This is a genomic window from Candidatus Neomarinimicrobiota bacterium (assembly GCA_016784545.1).
Classification (GTDB): Bacteria; Fidelibacterota; UBA8477; order UBA8477; family JABMPR01; genus JABMPR01.
Genome location: JADHUM010000011.1, coordinates 1 through 18,352 on the forward strand (window position 1 = coordinate 1; position 18,352 = coordinate 18,352).

Consider the following 18,352-nt stretch of genomic DNA (forward strand, 5'->3'; position numbering starts at 1 on the left):
AACTACGAAATAACTGTTTTTGCTGTGAGCATCCATCCCTATATATTTCATGATGCAGCGCCTCCTTCTCTGGCTGATTAACGTTGGCAAACCAAAATTAACCAGGGAGGGCGCTGCTTTTTCATATATTGTCTTCGCGGTCACTCATTTTTCGCTGCCTATTTGTATATTTCCCAACTTCAGGTAAATAAAATTAAAGAATTTCGTTATCGGATAGTGGATAATCAAGTAGTGGATTATGCAAAAATTTCAGCTGGATCCACAGTCCTCAAAACGAATGAGGTATTCACCTTTTGTTATTTCGACTACCTCAAATCTTTTAAGGCATTTGAAGCTCATGTTCTGGAGCAAATAGAAAACTGCCGCCAGCCGGAAAGCCTTCTGGATGACCATGATCATAATTTGGCACAAGTACATTACTCGGTGATTCCCTGGGTTCATTTTCGGGGATTGAGTCACCCCAGAAACTATGGAATTGGAGACAGCATCCCCAAGATTGTATTTGGAAAATATGTCAGCGATAATGGGTCCACAAGCATGCCAATTTCAATAGAAGCCCACCACGCTCTCATGGATGGTTTTCACATGGGACAGTATTTTGAAGGCTTTCAGTCTTGTGCTAACTTGCCGGAAAATATTTTAGAAGGCTAGACTTGGAATATAATATAATTCATCATGGAACCGATGCCTACGAGGCATCCCTCAAATTGAGGCATCAAATCCTTAGAAAACCGATTGGGATGGATCTTTTTGATGGTTCATATGATGACTTGAGCCAGGAATCCCGTTATTATCATTTTGGTGCCTTTGACGACAGTGGTGAATTGGTCTCCAGTGTCATTGGGATTCCCACCGCCACTCATGAAGTGCGTATCAAGCAAATGGTTGTTTCTGAGGACCACCAGAACCAGGGTGTGGGCAAAAGACTTTTCATGGCATTTGAAGCCTATCTGTTAAATCTTGGATTTCAGATTTTCGTGCTTCACGCACGGATGAGTGCCCATGGGTTTTATTTGAATATGGGTTATGCAATTGTGGGAAATGAATTCCAGGAGGTCGGCCTTCCGCACTATAAGATGAGTAAAACCTTTAGACCTCATCCCGACTAAAATCAAATCTTCAGCAGGGCTATTTCACCAATAGGCATTTTCCTGAAAGTTCCTGATTTCCCAATGTCGCTTTAAAAACATAAACCCCACTGGGAAGATTATTTGCCTCCCAATTGAGAATGAGACTACCAGGTCTGGCATCCTGTTTCAGACTGTCCACTTCACGACCATCCAGACTATAGAGACGCAACTCGAGAATACCAGCTTCCTGAATACTGAATCGGAAGCTTGTGCTGGCATTGAAGGGATTTGGGAAATGATCCTCTAAATGAAACATTTTTGGATTGATTGGTCGCGACTCTTTGACTTCACTGGAAATAAAGTTCACCCTGAAGTCGTCAAAATAGAGACTTCCTGAGTTCTTATTATTGTCGTCCGTTTCAGCCAGATAAATTTTTGTCCAGGTGATGGGAAAGCTCAGGAGAGCATTTGGGTTGCCCCAGTGAGGTACTGCTTCTGTGAGCATGATGGTGATTTCTTGCCACTCATTGTCCCAGTTAATACCTGGAGCTGCATCTGTAAAATTGAGAATGAATTTTTCGTTGTTGGCGTTTTTAAATTCACCTCGAATCCAGTGTGCAGAATTGTCGCCATAAACCTGTATTGAGACCGACTCAGGTGTTCCGGAAATAGGTATATTGCAATTCATGTAGAGTACACTGGTACCACCTGTCACCAGGCTATAATTCAATTTTCCAGAAGATGGTGCTGAGACAAATTGATCTGTATCTGGGACGAAACTACATTCTGACAAATTTATGACAGCACCGCTAAGCGTAAAATTGCTGGTATTGTTAAAGTTGTCCAGGATGACTGATGTGGAGCTGCCCACCAGCAAAGGTACAGACCCGCTTACACCCCGATATGATGCTTCAATCGAGCCAGAGCCAGCATTCTGTGCGAATACGGCCCCATCTGAGGATATGGTAGCAATATCAGGTGTTACCCACCAGTCATATGACTCATAGTCCACCTGGATCAGGTTATCAAAACCATCCCGGGCTTCAGCGCTCATGAGCTGGATATTGCCAATTTCCAGTACGACTGGATCTGGGGTGAGCACGAGACTGGCTATGTCTGTTACATGTACCAGCATGGTATCATTAATAATCCCATGTTGTGCAATTACCAACCCACTGGATTCAGTATCAGAAGCAGTGAATAGACCTGTTTCTGAAATTGAACCAATTTGTGCGTCACAGAACCAGAGAATTGAATCACTATCTACAGTAACCGGGTTATAGTAGCTGTCAGTTCCTGTGACATGGAATTGAATTTGACTTTCTACAAGGGTAAAGGTTTCCTCCCAGGGTAAGTTGATATATGCCAGCGGTCCCAGGGGGGCTTTTGAGATAGCCATGAGGGCATTTGCCACTGAACGTTCTCCACCTGCATCCGAGGGGCTGCTAACCACATCTCCGCGTACCACCATGGTTGTTGAGCCACCACCATCCAGGTTAATTCCCTGATAGACGCCCCACTCCAGCATGTAGTCTGCCAGCTCGAAGAGGCTCATGCCTACGCTATAGCCGCCTTGTCGGCCATCTACAGTAAACAAATACACCACAGTACTATCTGCGTTAAATCCAACAGCAGTTCTGGGATGACGATCATGAGCGAAGCTTGAGCCCACAGCCTCAGCTTCCCATTCCACACTTTCGATTCCATCTCTAATTATTCGTGGTGTTCCACCGATCAACTCAGTTAGCACAGAGGTTGAGGGTGGCAGGTTCAGTCGGATTATAAGTGTGTCACCAACAAAATAGTGCTCATTGATATAATCGCGGGAAATACCATGACCGGAGAGAACTCCTCCCATACCCTGCGGTATGGCCATATTGCCATGGCCAGTTTCAAGAATACTGTCTTTGGCTGTGATCAGGGCCACAATGTCTTCATTCACCCCGACTGGATTTGCCAGATATTCTAATTCTAGCTCCACACCCCATTGGTTGGTGCCAGTATTCGAACCAGAGAATTTATTATATAGAACGAGTTGATCAGCATTCCGAACCTCATTAACCCCATGTATGGTTAGGCTCAGAGAATCTTGTTTGCTCACCTGCCCATTATAAGTCACAATACCTATATAGGGCTGCTTGTCCTCACTTAAGGCGAAGACTGAGCGGGGATAGGGTCGCTTTAGCAGGGTGCCTTTGGCTATCTGAGCTCCAATAGTTATACCGCCACTGGCATAAAAATCCCCATTGATGGCTCCAATGACGGTATGACCCGGGGTATTCATGCGGTTGGCCATGGATGAGGTTCGCTCATACCCCTCGATGGCGTTGAATGCCTTCACCGTTTCAAGGGTATTCATTGTATCATTAAGATCAATCTCAAGAATTTGAATATGCCAGGGACCACCTGGCAGATAGGCATGGTGGTGAATGATACCGGGACCAACGGGTCGGCTGGTGAGCTCTTGTGCTCCCAGTGTGGTAAAGGAAAGCGCGATAATCATCATCAATAAGGATGTTTTTTGCATGAGCTTATCTCCGTTTGGGTTGGGCCTGATATTTATTTGGCGTCATGATCTATCAAATTCCCATGCTCCCATGCCAGACAAAAAATGTATTTACATTTTTTTTGAGGGTGGAGGTGGGGTCCTGAAAATTTGAATTAATTCTCATTAAGTTTCCTCTAATGGCAAGAATATAACCTTGTAAAATTCTGGTTATAGCAGTTTGTTAATATTTTGCACAAATTGATATTTTTGATAAAACCAGATAACCTGCCACGCTCAATGTCCTTATGGGTATTAACTTTTCGCTCAAACAAACATGACAAATAATGTCATCAAAAGTCAATAATAATACCCATTTATGAAAAATATTTTATGTGTAAATACAGTATTTGTAACTACCGATTGTCACATTATATTCCTTACGCAATTACTGAGAAAAATGAATCTTTTAAGACAAATTCTATCATGAATTTCCGCTGTGTATTCTACACATCGCTCTTATTCGAATTCATCTCAGTGTCAGATTCATTCTGACTTTTGCCATCATTCTGATGAAAAGCCAAAGGCGTTAACAATAGCTGGAAAGGGTAAATGAATGGGACAACTATTAACATCCACTGAATCCTTAGACATTTCCATCTCAGAAGAGCTGGAAGCACAAGGAGTTAGCCGTCGAAACTTCCTGAAGTTTTGTACTGCCATTACTGCTGCAATGGGACTGCCTGCCTCCATGGTGGCAAGGGTTGCAGAAACCATTACAAGTCCAACCCGGACCCCTGTAATCTGGTTACACTTCCAGGAATGCACTGGATGCACCGAGTCACTCCTGAGAGCAACGCATCCCACCGTTGAAGAATTGGTATTGGATATGATCTCCCTGGACTATTCCGAGACACTTTGTGTCGCGGCTGGTCATCAGGTCGAGAAATCCCTGAATGATTCTGCTACGCTGAATGAAGGGAAATATATTCTGGTAGTGGAAGGCTCCATTCCAGTTAAAGAAAATGGTATCTATTGCAAGATAGCTGGTAGAACCGCTTTGGATATCTTGAATGACTATGGAAATAGGGCTGCGGCAGTTGTGGCGATTGGATCCTGTGCTTCCTGGGGAGGCGTTCAATCATCAAGCCCCAATCCAACTGGAGCTACCGGTGTACATGAAATTATTACAGAGAAACCGGTTATCAATTTGCCAGGTTGTCCTGCCAGTCCATATAATCTTCTCTCAACAGTTCTCTACTATCTCACACTGGGAAAACTACCTCAGCTTGACAGTAAGGGCAGACCAAAATTTGCTTACGGTCGCCTGATCCATGAACATTGTGAACGCCGTCCTCATTTTGATGCAGGTCGTTTTGCTCTGCAATTTGGCGATGATGGACATCGTGAAGGCTACTGTCTATACAAACTGGGATGCAAAGGTCCCGAAACCTTTAACAATTGTTCCTCCATTCTCTATGGTGATGTGGGCTCAGGTGCCTGGCCGGTTGGAACGGGTCATCCCTGTTTTGGCTGCTCTGAAGAAGGGGTCGGATTCACCAAGTATATCCATGAGCAGTCTGAAGTATTTACCGATACTCCACCTGCATCATATGCCCAAATCTCTGGTGACAAAGCAGGTGGCATCACTATCGGTGGTGCTGCAGTTGCAGGAGCCGTGGGTGGTGTCATTGTTGGTGCCAGTGCCATGGCTGCAAAAAAGATGAAGGCAGAAGAAACTGCTCCCGAATCAGACGCATAAGGAGTTTATGATGAACCTTGAACGACGAGATTTTTTAAAGGTTCTTTCAGCTGGCGCGTTGACTGTGGGTAATGTCACAAGTGTTTTTGCCGGTATCAGAAAGACTTTGTCGGCAGATGCTGTAGGTATCCTGTATGATGGTACCATCTGCATCGGTTGCAAAGCCTGTGAGGCAGCTTGTAAGCAGTATAATGATATGCCGCCTGAAAGTGCAAATTTAGAAAAAGCAAGGGGTGTAGAAGGAATCTGGGATGAATCCTACGATCTTTCAGAAAAGACCCTGAATAAAATCAAACTCTATGAGCATGGTGATGCCTCGACACGTAATAGTGAAGAGAATGGCTTTGCCTTTGTAAAAAAAGCCTGTATGCATTGTGTTGATCCTGATTGTGTGTCAGCCTGTCCAGTGACAGCCCTGACCAAAAACAGCACAACAGGTATTGTAGAGTATGACAAAGATGCCTGTATTGGATGTCGCTACTGCATGGTAGCCTGTCCATATAATGTACCGAAATTTGAATATGCTGAAGCCATTCCTGAGATCGTGAAATGTGAAATGTGCAACCACCGTCAAGCTGAAGGTGGTATGCCAGCCTGCTGTGAGTTCTGTCCCACAGGCGCTTCACTATTTGGTAAGGTTACGGATCTGTTGGAAGAAGCCAGGAAAAGAATCAAGCTGGTTGCCGGGAGCACCTATGAGTATCCCATGCGCAGTCTGGACGAAGGTGATGTTAGTCCCAAGACAGTGGCACCATATATCAATTACATCTATGGTGAACAAGAAGGAGGCGGTACTCAGTATCTTTTACTTTCTGCCATTCCTTTTACCAAACTGGGTCTGCCTGAGCTTTCGGCGAATTCCTCTGCTTCCAAATCAGAGAGTATTCAGCATGGCGTTTATAAAGGCATGATTGCACCGATTGCACTCCTGGGTGGGTTGCTCTATGGTGCTTATCAAACAACCAAGAATTCAGAAGGATAGGAGCTGATTATGCACGAAAAACAAGCTCTCGGTGGCAAACTGCTCACCAAGCCATTCTGGGTTTTACTTGGATTGGTTATGATCGCCGGTTTACTCCTGATCAAACGGTTTCTATTTGGAATTGGTGCTGTCACCAATCTTTCAGATGGTTACCCCTGGGGTATCTGGATTGTTTATGATGTACTGGTTGGAACAGCCCTGGGGTGCGGTGGATATTCAATCGCCCTCCTGGTCTACATATTTAACAAGGGTGAATATCATCCCTTGGTTAGATCCGCTTTAATGACCAGTGCCTTTGGTTACACCCTTGCTGGTGTATCCATTTTTATTGATATCGGTCGCTACTGGCAGATGTATAATGTATTTCTGCCCTGGCACATCAACCTGAACTCAATCATGTTCGAAGTAGCAGCCTGTATTGGTGCCTATGTTTTTGTTCTGTGGATTGAGTTTTCACCAACATTCCTGGAGCATAAAAAATCGTTGGAGACAAAGAAGAAACTTAACAAGTTCCTCTTCTTCTTTATTGCCCTGGGTGTGTTACTCCCAACTATGCATCAGTCCAGCCTTGGATCGCTCATGATTATTGCCGGTGAAAAACTTTCACCAATCTGGCAAACCGGCTGGTTACCCCTGCTGTTCTTGACAACAGCCATCACCATGGGTTATGCAATAGTGATATTCGAGTCTCTGTTCTCAGCTGCGGCCTTGAAACGACCTTTGGATGAGACACCCATCCTGGGAAAACTCAGCGTCATGATGATTCCCTTATTGATTTTCTTCCTGGTACTCCGTTTTGGTGATCTGATATGGCGTGGTCAACTGGGTAATATTTTTAATGATGGTATGTTGGGTGCCTTTTTTGTTGTGGAGAATGTCTTATTCCTGATTCCCATTATCATGCTGGCTTCAGCTAAAAACCGCATGAAGGCTACCACTCTGTTCTGGTCGTCTGGATCAATGCTGCTGGCAGGAGCACTCTACCGTTTTGACACCTTCCTCGTGGCTTTCAATCCCGGTGTTGGCTATCATTACTTTCCATCAGCATCAGAAATAATGATCACCGTTGGTATCATCTCCATTGAGATCATGGCTTATCTGATATTCGTCAAAAAACTCCCGGTTTTACCGGCAATCAAACAATCATAAACTGAAGATATGAGGATTATATAAATGAGTAAAAGAATCGTAGTTGATCCGGTCACTCGCATAGAGGGACACTTAAGAATTGATTGTGATATTAAGGATGGCAAGGTTTCCAAAGCCTGGTCATCAGGTCAAATGTGGCGTGGTATCGAAACCATTCTCAAAGGCCGCGATCCACGGGATGCATGGGTCTTTACCCAAAGAATCTGTGGTGTGTGTACAACAGTTCACGCCATTGCTTCCGTACGGACAGTTGAAAATGCCCTTGAAATGGAAATTCCCGTTAACGCACAATTTATTCGTAATATGGTCATTGCTGCCCACGGTATTCACGATCATATCGTGCATTTCTATCATCTGTCAGCTCTTGATTGGGTGGATATTGTTTCAGCCCTGTCCGCTGATCCGAAAGCTGCCTCAAAACTTGCTCAGAGTTTGTCTGACCATCCCAATAATGGCTGGCAGGAATACAAGGCTGTTCAAGATAAGCTGAAGACCTTTGTGGGATCAGGACAATTGGGTATTTTTGCCAATGGTTACTGGGGACATCCCGCCATGAAATTACCACCAGAGGTCAATCTCATTGCGGCTGCCCATTATCTGGAAGCCTTTGAGATTCAGAGAAAAGCCAACCAAATCACGACTATTCTCGGTTCAAAAACACCCCATATCCAGAATCTGGCAGTTGGTGGTGTTTCCAATCCTATCAATCCCGATAGTCAAGCTGCATTGAACATGGAACGTCTGCAGATGGTCAAGGGTCTCATGGATCAGTTGAAATCCTTTATCTACAATGCCTATATCGTGGATGTGGCTGTGGTTGCCTCCTTCTACCAGGACTGGTTGGGTTATGGCTCAGGTGTCATGGATTATCTGTCAGTTCCAGATTTTCCAACTGATACCAAGGGCACCCAATTTGGAACTCCCGGTGGATATATTCCTGGTGGCGATATCAGTAAACTCAAACCAATCACCTCTTTCCAGGACAAATATTTCCGTGACGGAGTCAAGGAAAGTGTGAAACACTCATGGTATGAAGGTGAGAGTAATCTGCATCCGTATAAGGGTGAAACTGAACCTCATTATACTGATTTTGAAGATGATGGAAAATATAGTTGGGTGAAAGCACCAACATTCCTGGGCAAACCAGCCCAGGTTGGTCCTCTGGCAAACGTATTGAACATGTATGCCCAGGGTCATGAGACAACCCAGAAAGTAGCTGGCGTTGCTTTTGCCAAGATCAAAGCCATCACCGGTTCCAAATCTGATATACCAATCAGTGTTCTTCATTCAACGCTGGGCCGTCACGCTGCCCGGGCAATCAGAACAGCCGTTCTGTTTGAAGAACTTGAGAAAAACTATAATTACTTGATTAACAACATCGCCAGCGGCGATATGACAACTTTCAACCCACCTGTTTTTCCCAAGGGTGAACAGCAGGGTTTTGGTTTTCATGAAGCACCTCGTGGGGTTCTTTCGCATTGGATAGTTATTAAGAATGGTAAAATCGAGAATTATCAAGCCGTGGTACCTTCCACCTGGAATGCTGCACCTCGGAATGATGATGATGCAGTAGGACCCTACGAAGCTTCACTCATGGGGAATCCTATTGCAGATGAGGAAAAACCACTTGAGGTCTTAAGGACGGTACACTCTTTCGATCCCTGTCTTGCATGCGCAATCCACCTGCATGATAACAAGCGGAAGGATATTTCGAAAGTCCATGTCCTCTAGCCCAGAGGTGGTCGTCCTCGGCCTGGGCAACATCCTCATGGAAGATGAGGGTATTGGGGTCCATGCTGCTAACCACCTCCAGGAACATTACCACTTTAAGCCAGAAATCGAGATCGTTGATGGGGGAACCAGCGGTCTCGATCTTCTGCCTTTTTTTGGACCTGAAAAATCCATTTTAATTATTGATGCAGTAAATTTTGAGATGGAGCCTGGTACTGTGGGTAAGTTGGAGGACGATGCAATACTCGCTCAACTTGACCCTAAAATATCTCTGCATCATTTGGGCTTATCAGACCTGATAAGTGTCGCCGAACTTCTGGATAAGAAGGCTAAGAGGATGACATTATTGGGGATACAGCCCAAATCCATGGAAAATCTTGATCTGGAAATGACACCAACCATAAAAGGGGTGTTCGACAAGGTTATTGAAAATGCTCTGCACATTCTTAAAGAGTGGGGAATAGAGAGCCACAAGCAATAACTTGAATTCTTAAGTATGTTGACAAATACCTTGGCGTGATATTTGAACGCATTAGAGCCATGAAAATCTTTAAAAATACTTCCCTCTTTCAATTGCTGCTATTTCTCATAGCCTTGCATTCATTTTGTGTGGGAATAGCCCTTATAGTTCTCCCTTTCGGTGTGCTTTCCTGGTTTGGATTCACTGTGGACCCCTATCGATTCTTCTCCACCCAGGGCGGCGTCTTTCACGTCGTTATGACTATCGCCTATTTATTGGCGGCTAAAAACCCACTGGGCGAGAAAAATTTGATCTTATTCATCATTATTGCCAAATGGATTGCATTCTTTTTTCTGGCTTTCTATTTCCTGTTCTCAGAAATGGTACCTGTCATAGCGATTTCCGCAGTCAGCGATGGTTTGATGGGTTTACTGGTCATGGTGTTTTTCCTTGAATTGTACACCGAGGAGGAAGTGGTTGACTGACAACGTCCTCCCCAGGATAGTTATCACGGGAGCTTCAGGATTTATTGGCAGGAACTTCGTAGAAACCTACCAGGACAATTATCAAATTTTCGCTATTGCCCGACGCAGTCAACAGGAAGTTGGGATTCCGAGACACAAAAATATCACCTGGTTACTGGTTGATGTCGCCGATGCTAAAAATGTCCATGACGCCATGGATGAAATCAAAGCAAGCGGTGGTGCCGATTATTTTATTCACCTCGCAGCCTTTTTTGATTTTTCCAATGAGCCTAATGAGGAATACCACCGCACCAATGTTCAGGGCTCCCAACTAATATTTGAAGCAGCAGCAGACCTGGGTCTTAAAAGATTTATTTTTGCCAGCTCTCTGGTGGTCTCAGAATTTCCTCAGCGGGGGGATAGACTCACTGAAGAGAGTTCTCTTGATGCAGATTTCCCATATGCAGTTACAAAAATAGCGGGTGAGGCTATGGCCAGGAAGTGGTCAACAACCTTCCCGTGTACTGTGGTGAGATTTGCGGCTGTGTACAGCGATTGGTGTGAATATGGACCACTCTATAAATTTATAGACACCTGGTCATCTAAATCATGGAAATCAAGAGTACTTGGGGGTCGGGGAGAATCAGCGGTTCCCTACATTCACATCGTTTCACTTGTCAGAATGTTAAAAACCATCCTTGACAAAACAGAAAAGTTGAAGCCCTTTGATGTGCTCATTGCAAGTCCGGATGAAAGCACGAGTCACCAGGAGCTTTATGACTTAAGTACCCGATTTGTGTTTGGGGATACGCGCAAGGCTATACATATGCCTGTGTTTCTGGCCAGGGTGGGTGTGTCTCTCATGGATCTAGCCGGCCGACTCATCGGTCGTCGTCCCTTTGAACGTCCCTGGATGATGAAGTACATTGACGAACGTATGGATGTGGATGCTTCCTATACAAGGAATGAACTGGATTGGAATGTTATTCCACGATACCGGCCGGAGCGTAGAATTCTACATGTGATTGAGCACATGAAAACCTACCCCATCGAGTGGCACCAGAAGAATGCCCTGGCTTTATTCAAGAACCCTGAAAGACCGAACCTTGAAATATCTGTTGCGCTGGTCCATCAGGAAGAAGAAATACTCAGCGCTTTAATCAATCAAATTATGAGCGTTGAAGACCCCACTCGATACCATTCCTATAAGAAAATGGAAACTGAAAAACTGTCCTGGTATCTGAGTATTGTGTACAATTTATTAAAGGTTTCAGTGCGCACAGGTGATCGTTTATCCCTGGCCAACTATGCACGATTTATAGCTAGTATTCGTATCCATGAAGGCTTTAAATTAGCGGAGGTCGTTGATGTCTACCAAACGCTCTCTGATCTAGTCATTCAGCACCTTCTTAAATTTGATTCTGTTAAGCATCTTGAGAAGCGCATCCGCGACGATATTGACCTGACCATCCAGATGGCAGTAGATGAAATCGAAGACGCATACGATATTGCTCAAGCTCCTGCCTCCTACATTCGATTTCATAACAGATAGTCCGCAACTACCGTTTGATCCAGAGATCAAACTTGGATAGAAAAAATGGGACTTCAAAATACCAATAAGACTGTCCTCATCACAGGTGCTTCCGGGTTCATCGGTCGCCATCTTGTAAAACATCTGTGTCCAAATCACCAGGTGATCGCTTTCGCCCGTCGGGCCCAGAAGGAAGTTGGACTCGATCCTCACCCCAATCTGGAGTGGGTCCTGGTGGATCTTATGGACGCGGCTCAACTTGAAAAAGCATTTCGAGCTGCCACAGGCAAACTCGATCTTGATTTTATTTTTCATCTCGCTGCCTATTATGATTTTGGGGACCAGGTTTCCTCCGAAATTTATGAAAAAACCAATGTTGCCGCCACCCAGCAACTGTTGGAACTGGCCAGTGAAACAAAGGTAAAACGGTTCATTTTTACCAGCTCACTGGTTGCCAGCAAATTTCCTGAACCTGGAGATCTGGTCTATGAAAAAAGCACTCCAGATGCAGAATATCCATATGCTATCACGAAACGCAAGGGTGAGGAGTTTGTTAAGATCGCTTCACAAAATTTCCCCTGTTCTATTGTCAGGTTAGCCGCGGTGTGTAGTGATTGGTGCGAATACGAACCTCTGTATCATTTCCTCAAAATCTGGTTATCCAATCGCTGGGATTCACGCATCCTGCCAGGATATGGGACCATGGCAATTCCTTACATTCATGTGTGTTGCATAATCGCCTTGTTTGCAAGAATAATTGAAAAATCTGAGCAGCTGGAAGACTTAAACATATTTTTGGCCAGTTCTGATAAACCCATGTCGCTAAAAGAACTCTTTCTCCTTTCAACCAGACACTATTATGGCAAAGAAAAGGTTCCCATATTTATTCCAAAGTTTATTGCCCGGATCGGTGTCCAGTTCAGAGATATCTGGGGTCGATTAATTGGACGGCGTCCCTTTGAAAGACTGTGGATGACTGACTATATTGATAAATCTTTTCCAACAGATTGTTCATATACCAGAAATACACTGGACTGGGTACCCAAAGCCAGGCATCAATTAGACAGACGACTACTACATCTCATTGAAAATCTAAAAACACAACCAGACACATGGCACAGAATGAATATTGACAGGATAGGTCGCTTCCATCGGAATAGACCAGCATTGATTCTGGCCGAAGAAATGGTTCGCATGCATGAGGAATTGGTTGAGAAGGTATTTCAAACAATCAGGAGTCCTTACAACCAGGCCCGCTTGAGCTTTTATCAGGAAATGCCTGTTGAAGATCTGAGATGGTACATTAATGTTGTGTATAACCATTTGCTCACATCCGTCAGACATGGAGATCGGTCGATCATGATCACTTTTGCCAGAGATTTGTCTCACCGTCGAATGGAGGAAGACGTCAGCCTGAAGGAATTATGCGGAGCGTTGACAGATACTAGAGATGTGATCACACACGGGCTCTATAATAATCCCAAACTTGTGAGTATTAAATTGCTGGTCCATGATTACATCACTCTAGCCATTCAACTGGCAATGGATGAAATCAAAGATGTTTATGAAAACGTCCCTCGCTAGATTTTTAGAATAAGACCTATTTTAACTGAATTTTGCAGTTTCGGCAGAATTGATCTGATTTCTGGTCCATTTCCTCAACATAGGTTGTGGAAGTCATGACGCAGCCTGGTAAAAGGCAGTGTTTCAGACCAAAGGTATGTCCCAGTTCGTGAATGATGCATTTCAGTAGTCTTTCTGAGAAAAGTTTGGGATCATTGGTCATTCCGTATCGGGCGTTTTCCAGGCGATGTCCGGAAATCAGAGCAACAGACCCTCCCAGATAGGCCTGTCCAAAAATGTAGCTCAGGACAGGAATAAACAAATCAAGGTCGGTAACACCAACAATCTTATCACCCTCATCAGTCAGAGGCACCAGTTTCTGAATGATATCATTTGCATTGTATTGAGATCGCACAGGATCAAAAAAGGGGGTAAGATCAAATCTGTGCGCACTTACTAAGGTTTCCATTTTGAACCGGGCACTGATGGGAGGTATCATTTGCTCCAACACCTCAACACCAGCGAATTGCAGAGGGATGATCCTGATCCGGGACATTTAGACAGCCCTGATCGCTTCTATTTGGCTTTCTCGATTTTATACTTCTTAATTTTGCTGTATAAAGTCACCCGATCGACCCCAAGTGCTTTGGCAGCTCTTGATATATTCCAGTCGTATTTCTCAAGGATACCCTTGATGTGATGATGTTCCATCTCCTGAATTGATTCCCAGGTGGGTTTAGCTGCGACATGATCTAAAGGCAGATCTTTGAGTTGTACCGTGTCACCTGTACCGATAACGATAGCCCGTTCAATCAAGTTTTCCAATTCACGAACATTGCCGGGGAAATCATAATTTTTCAAAGCCTTGGCGGCTCGTTTACCGATATATTTAGTTTCCTTGTTCATCTGCTCGGCATAGAATTTTACAAAATGCTCTGAGAGAAGTTTGATGTCTTCGGTTCTCTCTCGCAAGGGTGGAATTATGATTGAAAATACATTTAGGCGGTAGAATAAATCTTCTCTGAACTCTCCTGCATTCACCATGGCTTGAAGATCCCGATTGGTGGCGCAAATCACACGGAAATCTGATTTGAACTCCCTATTTCCGCCAACGCGAGTAAATGTTTTGGTTTCCAGAACCCGCAATAGTTCAATCTGCATCTTCATTGATATGGTCGAAATTTCGTCCAGGAACAAGGTTGCCCCATCGGCCATTTCAAACTTGCCTTTTCTGGCGTACTGAGCACCGGTAAAGGCACCCCGCTCATGCCCGAACAACTCACTTTCCATGAGATTTTCTGCAATAGCCCCACAATGAACGGTAACCATTGGGAAGAAACGTCGGGAGGAATTCATATGAATGGCTTTGGCAATGAGTTCTTTGCCCGTACCACTATCGCCATTGATGATAACTGTGGAATCTGTTTCAGCTACCACTCTGACTTGTTCCAGGACATTGAGAATTCCTTCACTTTCGCCAATAATATCCTCAACGTTGACCAGGCTTTTAATTCGATCCTGAAGGGAAATATTCTCCTTACTCAAATGGATGGTTTTGCTGGCGTTACGAATGATGTGAGTGATAGCATCTGGATCAAAAGGTTTACAGACATAATCATAGGCACCGTCTTTTAAAGCCTGAACAGCGGAATCCACTGATGCAAAAGCAGTCATGATGATCACTACTGCTTCATCATTGATGGATTTTATCCTGCGGTTTAATTCCAGCCCATCCATGCCAGGGAGCTTGATATCTACCAGAATAATATGAAAGTTAAAAGCCTCAATCTTTTTAAGTGCGACTTTTGCATCTTCGGCCGTGTCAACCGAATAGCCGTCTTCTATGAACCAGTTTGAGAGTGAATCACGTACTGAGAGCTCATCATCAACGATTAGAATGGAGAGATTATTGTCCATCTTCGGTTCCCCCGTTTGAAAGTTCAAATTTAAACTTAATTGAAGTACCCTTGCCTGGTGCAGAATCTACATAAACTTTTCCATTGTGTTGCTCTAAAATGCCATAGGTTACAGCCAGCCCCAGTCCTATTCCAGACATTTCCTTCTTCCTGGAGAAGAAGGGTTCAAACATATGCTCCTGGTCCTCGGCAGAGATTCCAATCCCGTTATCCTTTATTTCAATGACAACATGCTTCATATCGGGATTATAACTACGGTAGGTGACCAGACCATCTCCACCTTCATCCACGGCCTCCAATGCATTGGTCAACACAGCCAGACAGGCCTGAATCACCTGGTTTCCATTGGCTTTGATCTGGTCTCTGGATGCTGAAAAATCAGTAATGAGTCTGACATCCGAAATTTGAAAACTGTGCTGAATCAGTTGTGCTGTTTCATCAAGCACTTCATTCACATGTAGCGATTCAAATTTTTGACTACTATCCATGGAAAAATTAAGCAGACCCTTAACAATATTACCACATCTAGTGGTTTCAGATTGAATCATATCCAGATGTTTCAGGATGGCTACCCTTCTATCCTCGGTGAGCTCTGAATTTTGGAGTATGCGTGAAACTAGTTTCGCATAAGTCAATACCCCGGCCAGGGGGTTATTTATTTCATGAGCCACAGATGATGACAGTCGGCCCAATGAAGCAAGGCGCTCGATCTGATAGATTTCATTTTGCGATCTAGCAATATCCTCAGATTTGATTCTGACCATGTTTTCCAGGTCATTGGACCACTGATGCATTTCGCGGTTACTTTGATTGATGGATTCCAACATGGTATTCAAAGCCATCCCAACCTGATGGACATCTCTGAGTTCGTTTTTACTCACATCTACACGAACGGAAAGGTTTCCAGCCGTTACGGATTGACTCACATCCACTATCCGCTTTAAAGGCCGATTTACCCGTCGCTCAATAAAGAATAGCAAGGTTGCCATGAGCAGTAAGAGGAAGAGCATGATGATGCCAAAATATTCATATAGAATATTGCTCAGGGCCTTATCCAGCTCAGTGAGTGGCAATTTAATTTCCATGAAACCCAGGACTTCGGAGTCGTCGTTGGTCTGATGGCAACCTGAGGAACGACATTCTGGTGTGGACATAATAGGAGATAAAACAATCATGGTACGACCTTCAGCACCCTGGATGTTATAGACACAAGTTTCAGGCATACCCCACTGACCCGGGTCAACAGATGTATGGCAATGCGTACAGGGTAACATGGAATCCTCTCCATGGCTGCTATTCATAGCACCGGGAGAGTAGTGTTTGATTTCACCCTCATCGTTGTAAATACGGATGGCGCTAACCCCGGGAACGCCTTGAACCTTTGCCAGTGCTTCCGTCAGTTCCGCGTGATCCTCACTAATCATGCTGCTGCGGATCGTGTGATCAATGACTGTAGACATCCGCTTCCCGCACCTTTTGGTCACATTTTCGAGATAATTGTTTGACATTGAGAATATGAGCCAGGCAAGAAATACAAATAACAGTAAAGACATGGAGGATAACAGGATAACCAGGCGACCATAGAGTGAATTGGGTCTTTTTAGATTATCCCAGATGGTTGCAGGTTTTGTTTGAGGTGGCGAAAAGCCGTTATCCCTTGAACTCATGTCCCCTCCAATTATGCATCTTAGGCTAGTGTCGTCTGATCAAGGGTGCAGAATATGTGCCAGCTAGCACATGTAGGCATGATTGTCGCTGATTTCCAGTAAGTATTTTGAGAGCTCATTTTTTGGAATCTGGAATTTTCTTGTGAGTTGAACCTGTTTCTCATCCGTCTGAGTCTGAATAAGCACATTCAACTTTTCCAGGTCTAAACGAGTTTGGGAGAGGTATTCATCCCTGGGATGACATTCCAGTCGGGTGGTTTGTTCAGACGATTCCAATTCCACAAACCAGAGATCTTTCGCTGGTGTGAGATAGAGATGACTATCCGAAAGTTCATGAGCTAGAAAGAGTGGATTTGATTGGATGATCTGCCCTGAAACCGGTGTACGCAGGTAGATGATGCCATCGTCCAATTGCAGCCAGCTGAAACATTGACCTTCAATCAGTTTGGTTCTTATTTCCGGGGTAATGATTTTGTGCACTGAGGCAAACAAGTGCCAGAGGAAGCTATCAATCCCAAGTCGAATTAGGCGCTCACTCACACGCTTATACCAGAAATGGCGATTGATGTACTGGAGTCCAGGGGTGAATTCAGCAACAGATTCACCAGGATTTCGGATCATTATTCCTGAAGTATTATTCTGGGGAACCCTGGTACGGCAACCTCTCATCATTTCCTTATGGAAATCACAGAGATCACAATTCTGATTTAATGGACAGAGTTGATAGTCTACAGACCCTGCTTCCATCCAGATGCATTTTTTTGTGTCCATTGTGGCTCCGCATGCATATTTACTTGTCAATTCTGGAGGGGAGCCGGGAGTGATCCCTGAAGGCTCCCCCAAAAAAATATAGCTCAGTGACCTGTAGTGCTAATTTTTTACAGCATCAATGAATTCACTCTGAAATTCTTCCCAGATCTCAGAGGACATTGGCTCAAGTACCTGGTCTGCTATCTCACCACCTTCCTGGAGCAGGACGGGTTGAGTATTCAGGTTGTATTTGAGCTCTGCAAAAGCGAGTACATCGCGGAGTCGGGCATGTTCTTTTCTAATCCACTCCTGAGCTTTCTCACCCAGAATAAGCATGGTTTTTTCCATGTCCCAACGCTTGGGCTCCATATCAAACAGCCAATTCTCGGTAAACTCATGGTTTGTACGCTTACTAAAAATTTTCAGGGCTGATTTATTGATAGATTTCAAAGTACCGCTTATGGGTGAGTAAATTTTTAGACTTTTATCGTCTCCCATCAGGGTAGCTATATGCTCACCCCGTTTAATGGTTTCACCACGGTGTTTATTGAGTTTTAGGGTCACCGGTCCTGTGAGCGCAGTTATAAAATCATCAATTCCAACTCTGATCTTTCCGGCCCTTTCCAGATACGCCCAGGTATGGGTCGCATCAAAATAAACACCTCGGGGTAAGCGAATTGCAGAAAGGGAAAGCCTTGGCATTTCAGTTTCCTTGAGCAATCGCCAGAAGGGAATAACAACAATAAAAAAGCCGATGACGATGAGGTACTCAACACCCTTTGTAGAGAATATATTTAGATAGCTAAATCCATCCATGATTGA

16 protein-coding genes are annotated in these 18,352 nt (G+C 44.3%); 10 read left to right on the top strand and 6 right to left on the bottom strand.

Going from position 1 to position 18,352, the window contains the following annotated elements; all coding sequences use genetic code 11:
- Positions 1 to 162 precede the first annotated feature (162 nt).
- Together ISR87_03935 and ISR87_03940 are read left to right on the top strand one after the other, a co-directional pair.
- Positions 163 to 651: a chloramphenicol acetyltransferase gene (locus ISR87_03935; GenBank protein ID MBL7024583.1), complete on the top strand. Its 489-nt coding sequence runs from the start codon at positions 163 to 165 to the stop codon at positions 649 to 651.
- A 2-nt stretch (positions 652 to 653) separates the two neighbouring features.
- Complete coding sequence (locus ISR87_03940) at positions 654 to 1,109, top strand: GNAT family N-acetyltransferase (protein ID MBL7024584.1); 456 nt, start codon at positions 654 to 656, stop codon at positions 1,107 to 1,109.
- A gap of 19 nt (positions 1,110 to 1,128) precedes the next feature.
- Here the strand turns inward: ISR87_03940 and ISR87_03945 are convergent, their stop codons facing one another.
- On the bottom strand, positions 1,129 to 3,597 hold the full coding sequence (locus ISR87_03945) for a phosphodiester glycosidase family protein (GenBank protein ID MBL7024585.1): 2,469 nt from the start codon (positions 3,595 to 3,597) through the stop codon (positions 1,129 to 1,131).
- 574 nt (positions 3,598 to 4,171) lie between these two features.
- On the opposite strand from ISR87_03945, the gene ISR87_03950 reads away from it, so the two are divergent.
- The 8 genes from ISR87_03950 to ISR87_03985 are packed head-to-tail and all read left to right on the top strand — an operon-like array spanning position 4,172 to position 13,218.
- Positions 4,172 to 5,317: a hydrogenase small subunit gene (locus ISR87_03950; GenBank protein MBL7024586.1), complete on the top strand. Its 1,146-nt coding sequence runs from the start codon at positions 4,172 to 4,174 to the stop codon at positions 5,315 to 5,317.
- A 7-nt stretch (positions 5,318 to 5,324) separates the two neighbouring features.
- Complete coding sequence (gene hybA / locus ISR87_03955; GenBank protein ID MBL7024587.1) at positions 5,325 to 6,299, top strand: hydrogenase 2 operon protein HybA; 975 nt, start codon at positions 5,325 to 5,327, stop codon at positions 6,297 to 6,299.
- A 9-nt stretch (positions 6,300 to 6,308) separates the two neighbouring features.
- A complete protein-coding gene (hybB, locus tag ISR87_03960) occupies positions 6,309 to 7,448 on the top strand; it encodes a Ni/Fe-hydrogenase cytochrome b subunit (protein MBL7024588.1) in 1,140 nt (379 codons plus the stop codon).
- Positions 7,449 to 7,472: 24 nt separating this feature from the next.
- A complete protein-coding gene (locus ISR87_03965) occupies positions 7,473 to 9,179 on the top strand; it encodes a nickel-dependent hydrogenase large subunit (GenBank protein ID MBL7024589.1) in 1,707 nt (568 codons plus the stop codon).
- Entirely contained in the window at positions 9,169 to 9,660 is a 492-nt protein-coding gene (locus ISR87_03970; protein MBL7024590.1) for a HyaD/HybD family hydrogenase maturation endopeptidase, read from the top strand. Before ISR87_03965 ends, ISR87_03970 begins: the two co-directional genes overlap by 11 nt.
- A 59-nt stretch (positions 9,661 to 9,719) precedes the next feature.
- Positions 9,720 to 10,124 (top strand): hypothetical protein, encoded by a 405-nt coding sequence (locus ISR87_03975; protein MBL7024591.1) that lies wholly within the window; start codon positions 9,720 to 9,722, stop codon positions 10,122 to 10,124.
- The gene (locus ISR87_03980) at positions 10,117 to 11,655 is read left to right on the top strand and encodes an NAD(P)-dependent oxidoreductase (protein ID MBL7024592.1); all 1,539 of its coding nucleotides are present in this window, start codon (positions 10,117 to 10,119) and stop codon (positions 11,653 to 11,655) included. Before ISR87_03975 ends, ISR87_03980 begins: the two co-directional genes overlap by 8 nt.
- 45 nt (positions 11,656 to 11,700) lie before the next feature.
- The gene (locus ISR87_03985; protein MBL7024593.1) at positions 11,701 to 13,218 is read left to right on the top strand and encodes an NAD(P)-dependent oxidoreductase; all 1,518 of its coding nucleotides are present in this window, start codon (positions 11,701 to 11,703) and stop codon (positions 13,216 to 13,218) included.
- A gap of 16 nt (positions 13,219 to 13,234) precedes the next feature.
- Here ISR87_03985 and ISR87_03990 read toward each other — a convergent pair whose 3' ends face one another.
- The 5 genes from ISR87_03990 to ISR87_04010 all read right to left on the bottom strand — a co-directional run bounded on the left by ISR87_03990 (position 13,235) and on the right by ISR87_04010 (position 18,346).
- Positions 13,235 to 13,753, bottom strand: coding sequence for an archaemetzincin family Zn-dependent metalloprotease (locus ISR87_03990; protein ID MBL7024594.1), 519 nt, complete (start codon positions 13,751 to 13,753; stop codon positions 13,235 to 13,237).
- Positions 13,754 to 13,773: 20 nt separating this feature from the next.
- On the bottom strand, positions 13,774 to 15,114 hold the full coding sequence (locus ISR87_03995; GenBank protein ID MBL7024595.1) for a sigma-54-dependent Fis family transcriptional regulator: 1,341 nt from the start codon (positions 15,112 to 15,114) through the stop codon (positions 13,774 to 13,776).
- Positions 15,104 to 16,780: a HAMP domain-containing protein gene (locus ISR87_04000; protein ID MBL7024596.1), complete on the bottom strand. Its 1,677-nt coding sequence runs from the start codon at positions 16,778 to 16,780 to the stop codon at positions 15,104 to 15,106. Before ISR87_04000 ends, ISR87_03995 begins: the two co-directional genes overlap by 11 nt.
- Before the next feature lie 63 nt (positions 16,781 to 16,843).
- The gene (locus tag ISR87_04005) at positions 16,844 to 17,551 is read right to left on the bottom strand and encodes a hypothetical protein (protein ID MBL7024597.1); all 708 of its coding nucleotides are present in this window, start codon (positions 17,549 to 17,551) and stop codon (positions 16,844 to 16,846) included.
- A gap of 99 nt (positions 17,552 to 17,650) precedes the next feature.
- Complete coding sequence (locus ISR87_04010) at positions 17,651 to 18,346, bottom strand: hypothetical protein (protein ID MBL7024598.1); 696 nt, start codon at positions 18,344 to 18,346, stop codon at positions 17,651 to 17,653.
- Between the last annotated feature and the right edge of the window lie 6 nt (positions 18,347 to 18,352).

Excerpts from the sequence above, each read along its gene's own strand:
- ISR87_03945 (MBL7024585.1), bottom strand. The coding sequence starts at position 3,597 with ATGCAAAAAACATCCTTATTGATGATGATTATCGCGCTTTCCTTTACC.
- ISR87_03950 (MBL7024586.1), top strand. The coding sequence starts at position 4,172 with ATGGGACAACTATTAACATCCACTGAATCCTTAGACATTTCCATCTCA.
- hybA (MBL7024587.1), top strand. The coding sequence starts at position 5,325 with ATGATGAACCTTGAACGACGAGATTTTTTAAAGGTTCTTTCAGCTGGC.
- hybB (MBL7024588.1), top strand. The coding sequence starts at position 6,309 with ATGCACGAAAAACAAGCTCTCGGTGGCAAACTGCTCACCAAGCCATTC.
- ISR87_03965 (MBL7024589.1), top strand. The coding sequence starts at position 7,473 with ATGAGTAAAAGAATCGTAGTTGATCCGGTCACTCGCATAGAGGGACAC.
- ISR87_03970 (MBL7024590.1), top strand. The coding sequence starts at position 9,169 with ATGTCCTCTAGCCCAGAGGTGGTCGTCCTCGGCCTGGGCAACATCCTC.
- ISR87_03975 (MBL7024591.1), top strand. The coding sequence starts at position 9,720 with ATGAAAATCTTTAAAAATACTTCCCTCTTTCAATTGCTGCTATTTCTC.
- ISR87_03985 (MBL7024593.1), top strand. The coding sequence starts at position 11,701 with ATGGGACTTCAAAATACCAATAAGACTGTCCTCATCACAGGTGCTTCC.
- ISR87_03990 (MBL7024594.1), bottom strand. The coding sequence starts at position 13,753 with ATGTCCCGGATCAGGATCATCCCTCTGCAATTCGCTGGTGTTGAGGTG.
- ISR87_03995 (MBL7024595.1), bottom strand. The coding sequence starts at position 15,114 with ATGGACAATAATCTCTCCATTCTAATCGTTGATGATGAGCTCTCAGTA.
- ISR87_04000 (MBL7024596.1), bottom strand. The coding sequence starts at position 16,780 with ATGAGTTCAAGGGATAACGGCTTTTCGCCACCTCAAACAAAACCTGCA.
- ISR87_04005 (MBL7024597.1), bottom strand. The coding sequence starts at position 17,551 with ATGGACACAAAAAAATGCATCTGGATGGAAGCAGGGTCTGTAGACTAT.
- ISR87_04010 (MBL7024598.1), bottom strand. The coding sequence starts at position 18,346 with ATGGATGGATTTAGCTATCTAAATATATTCTCTACAAAGGGTGTTGAG.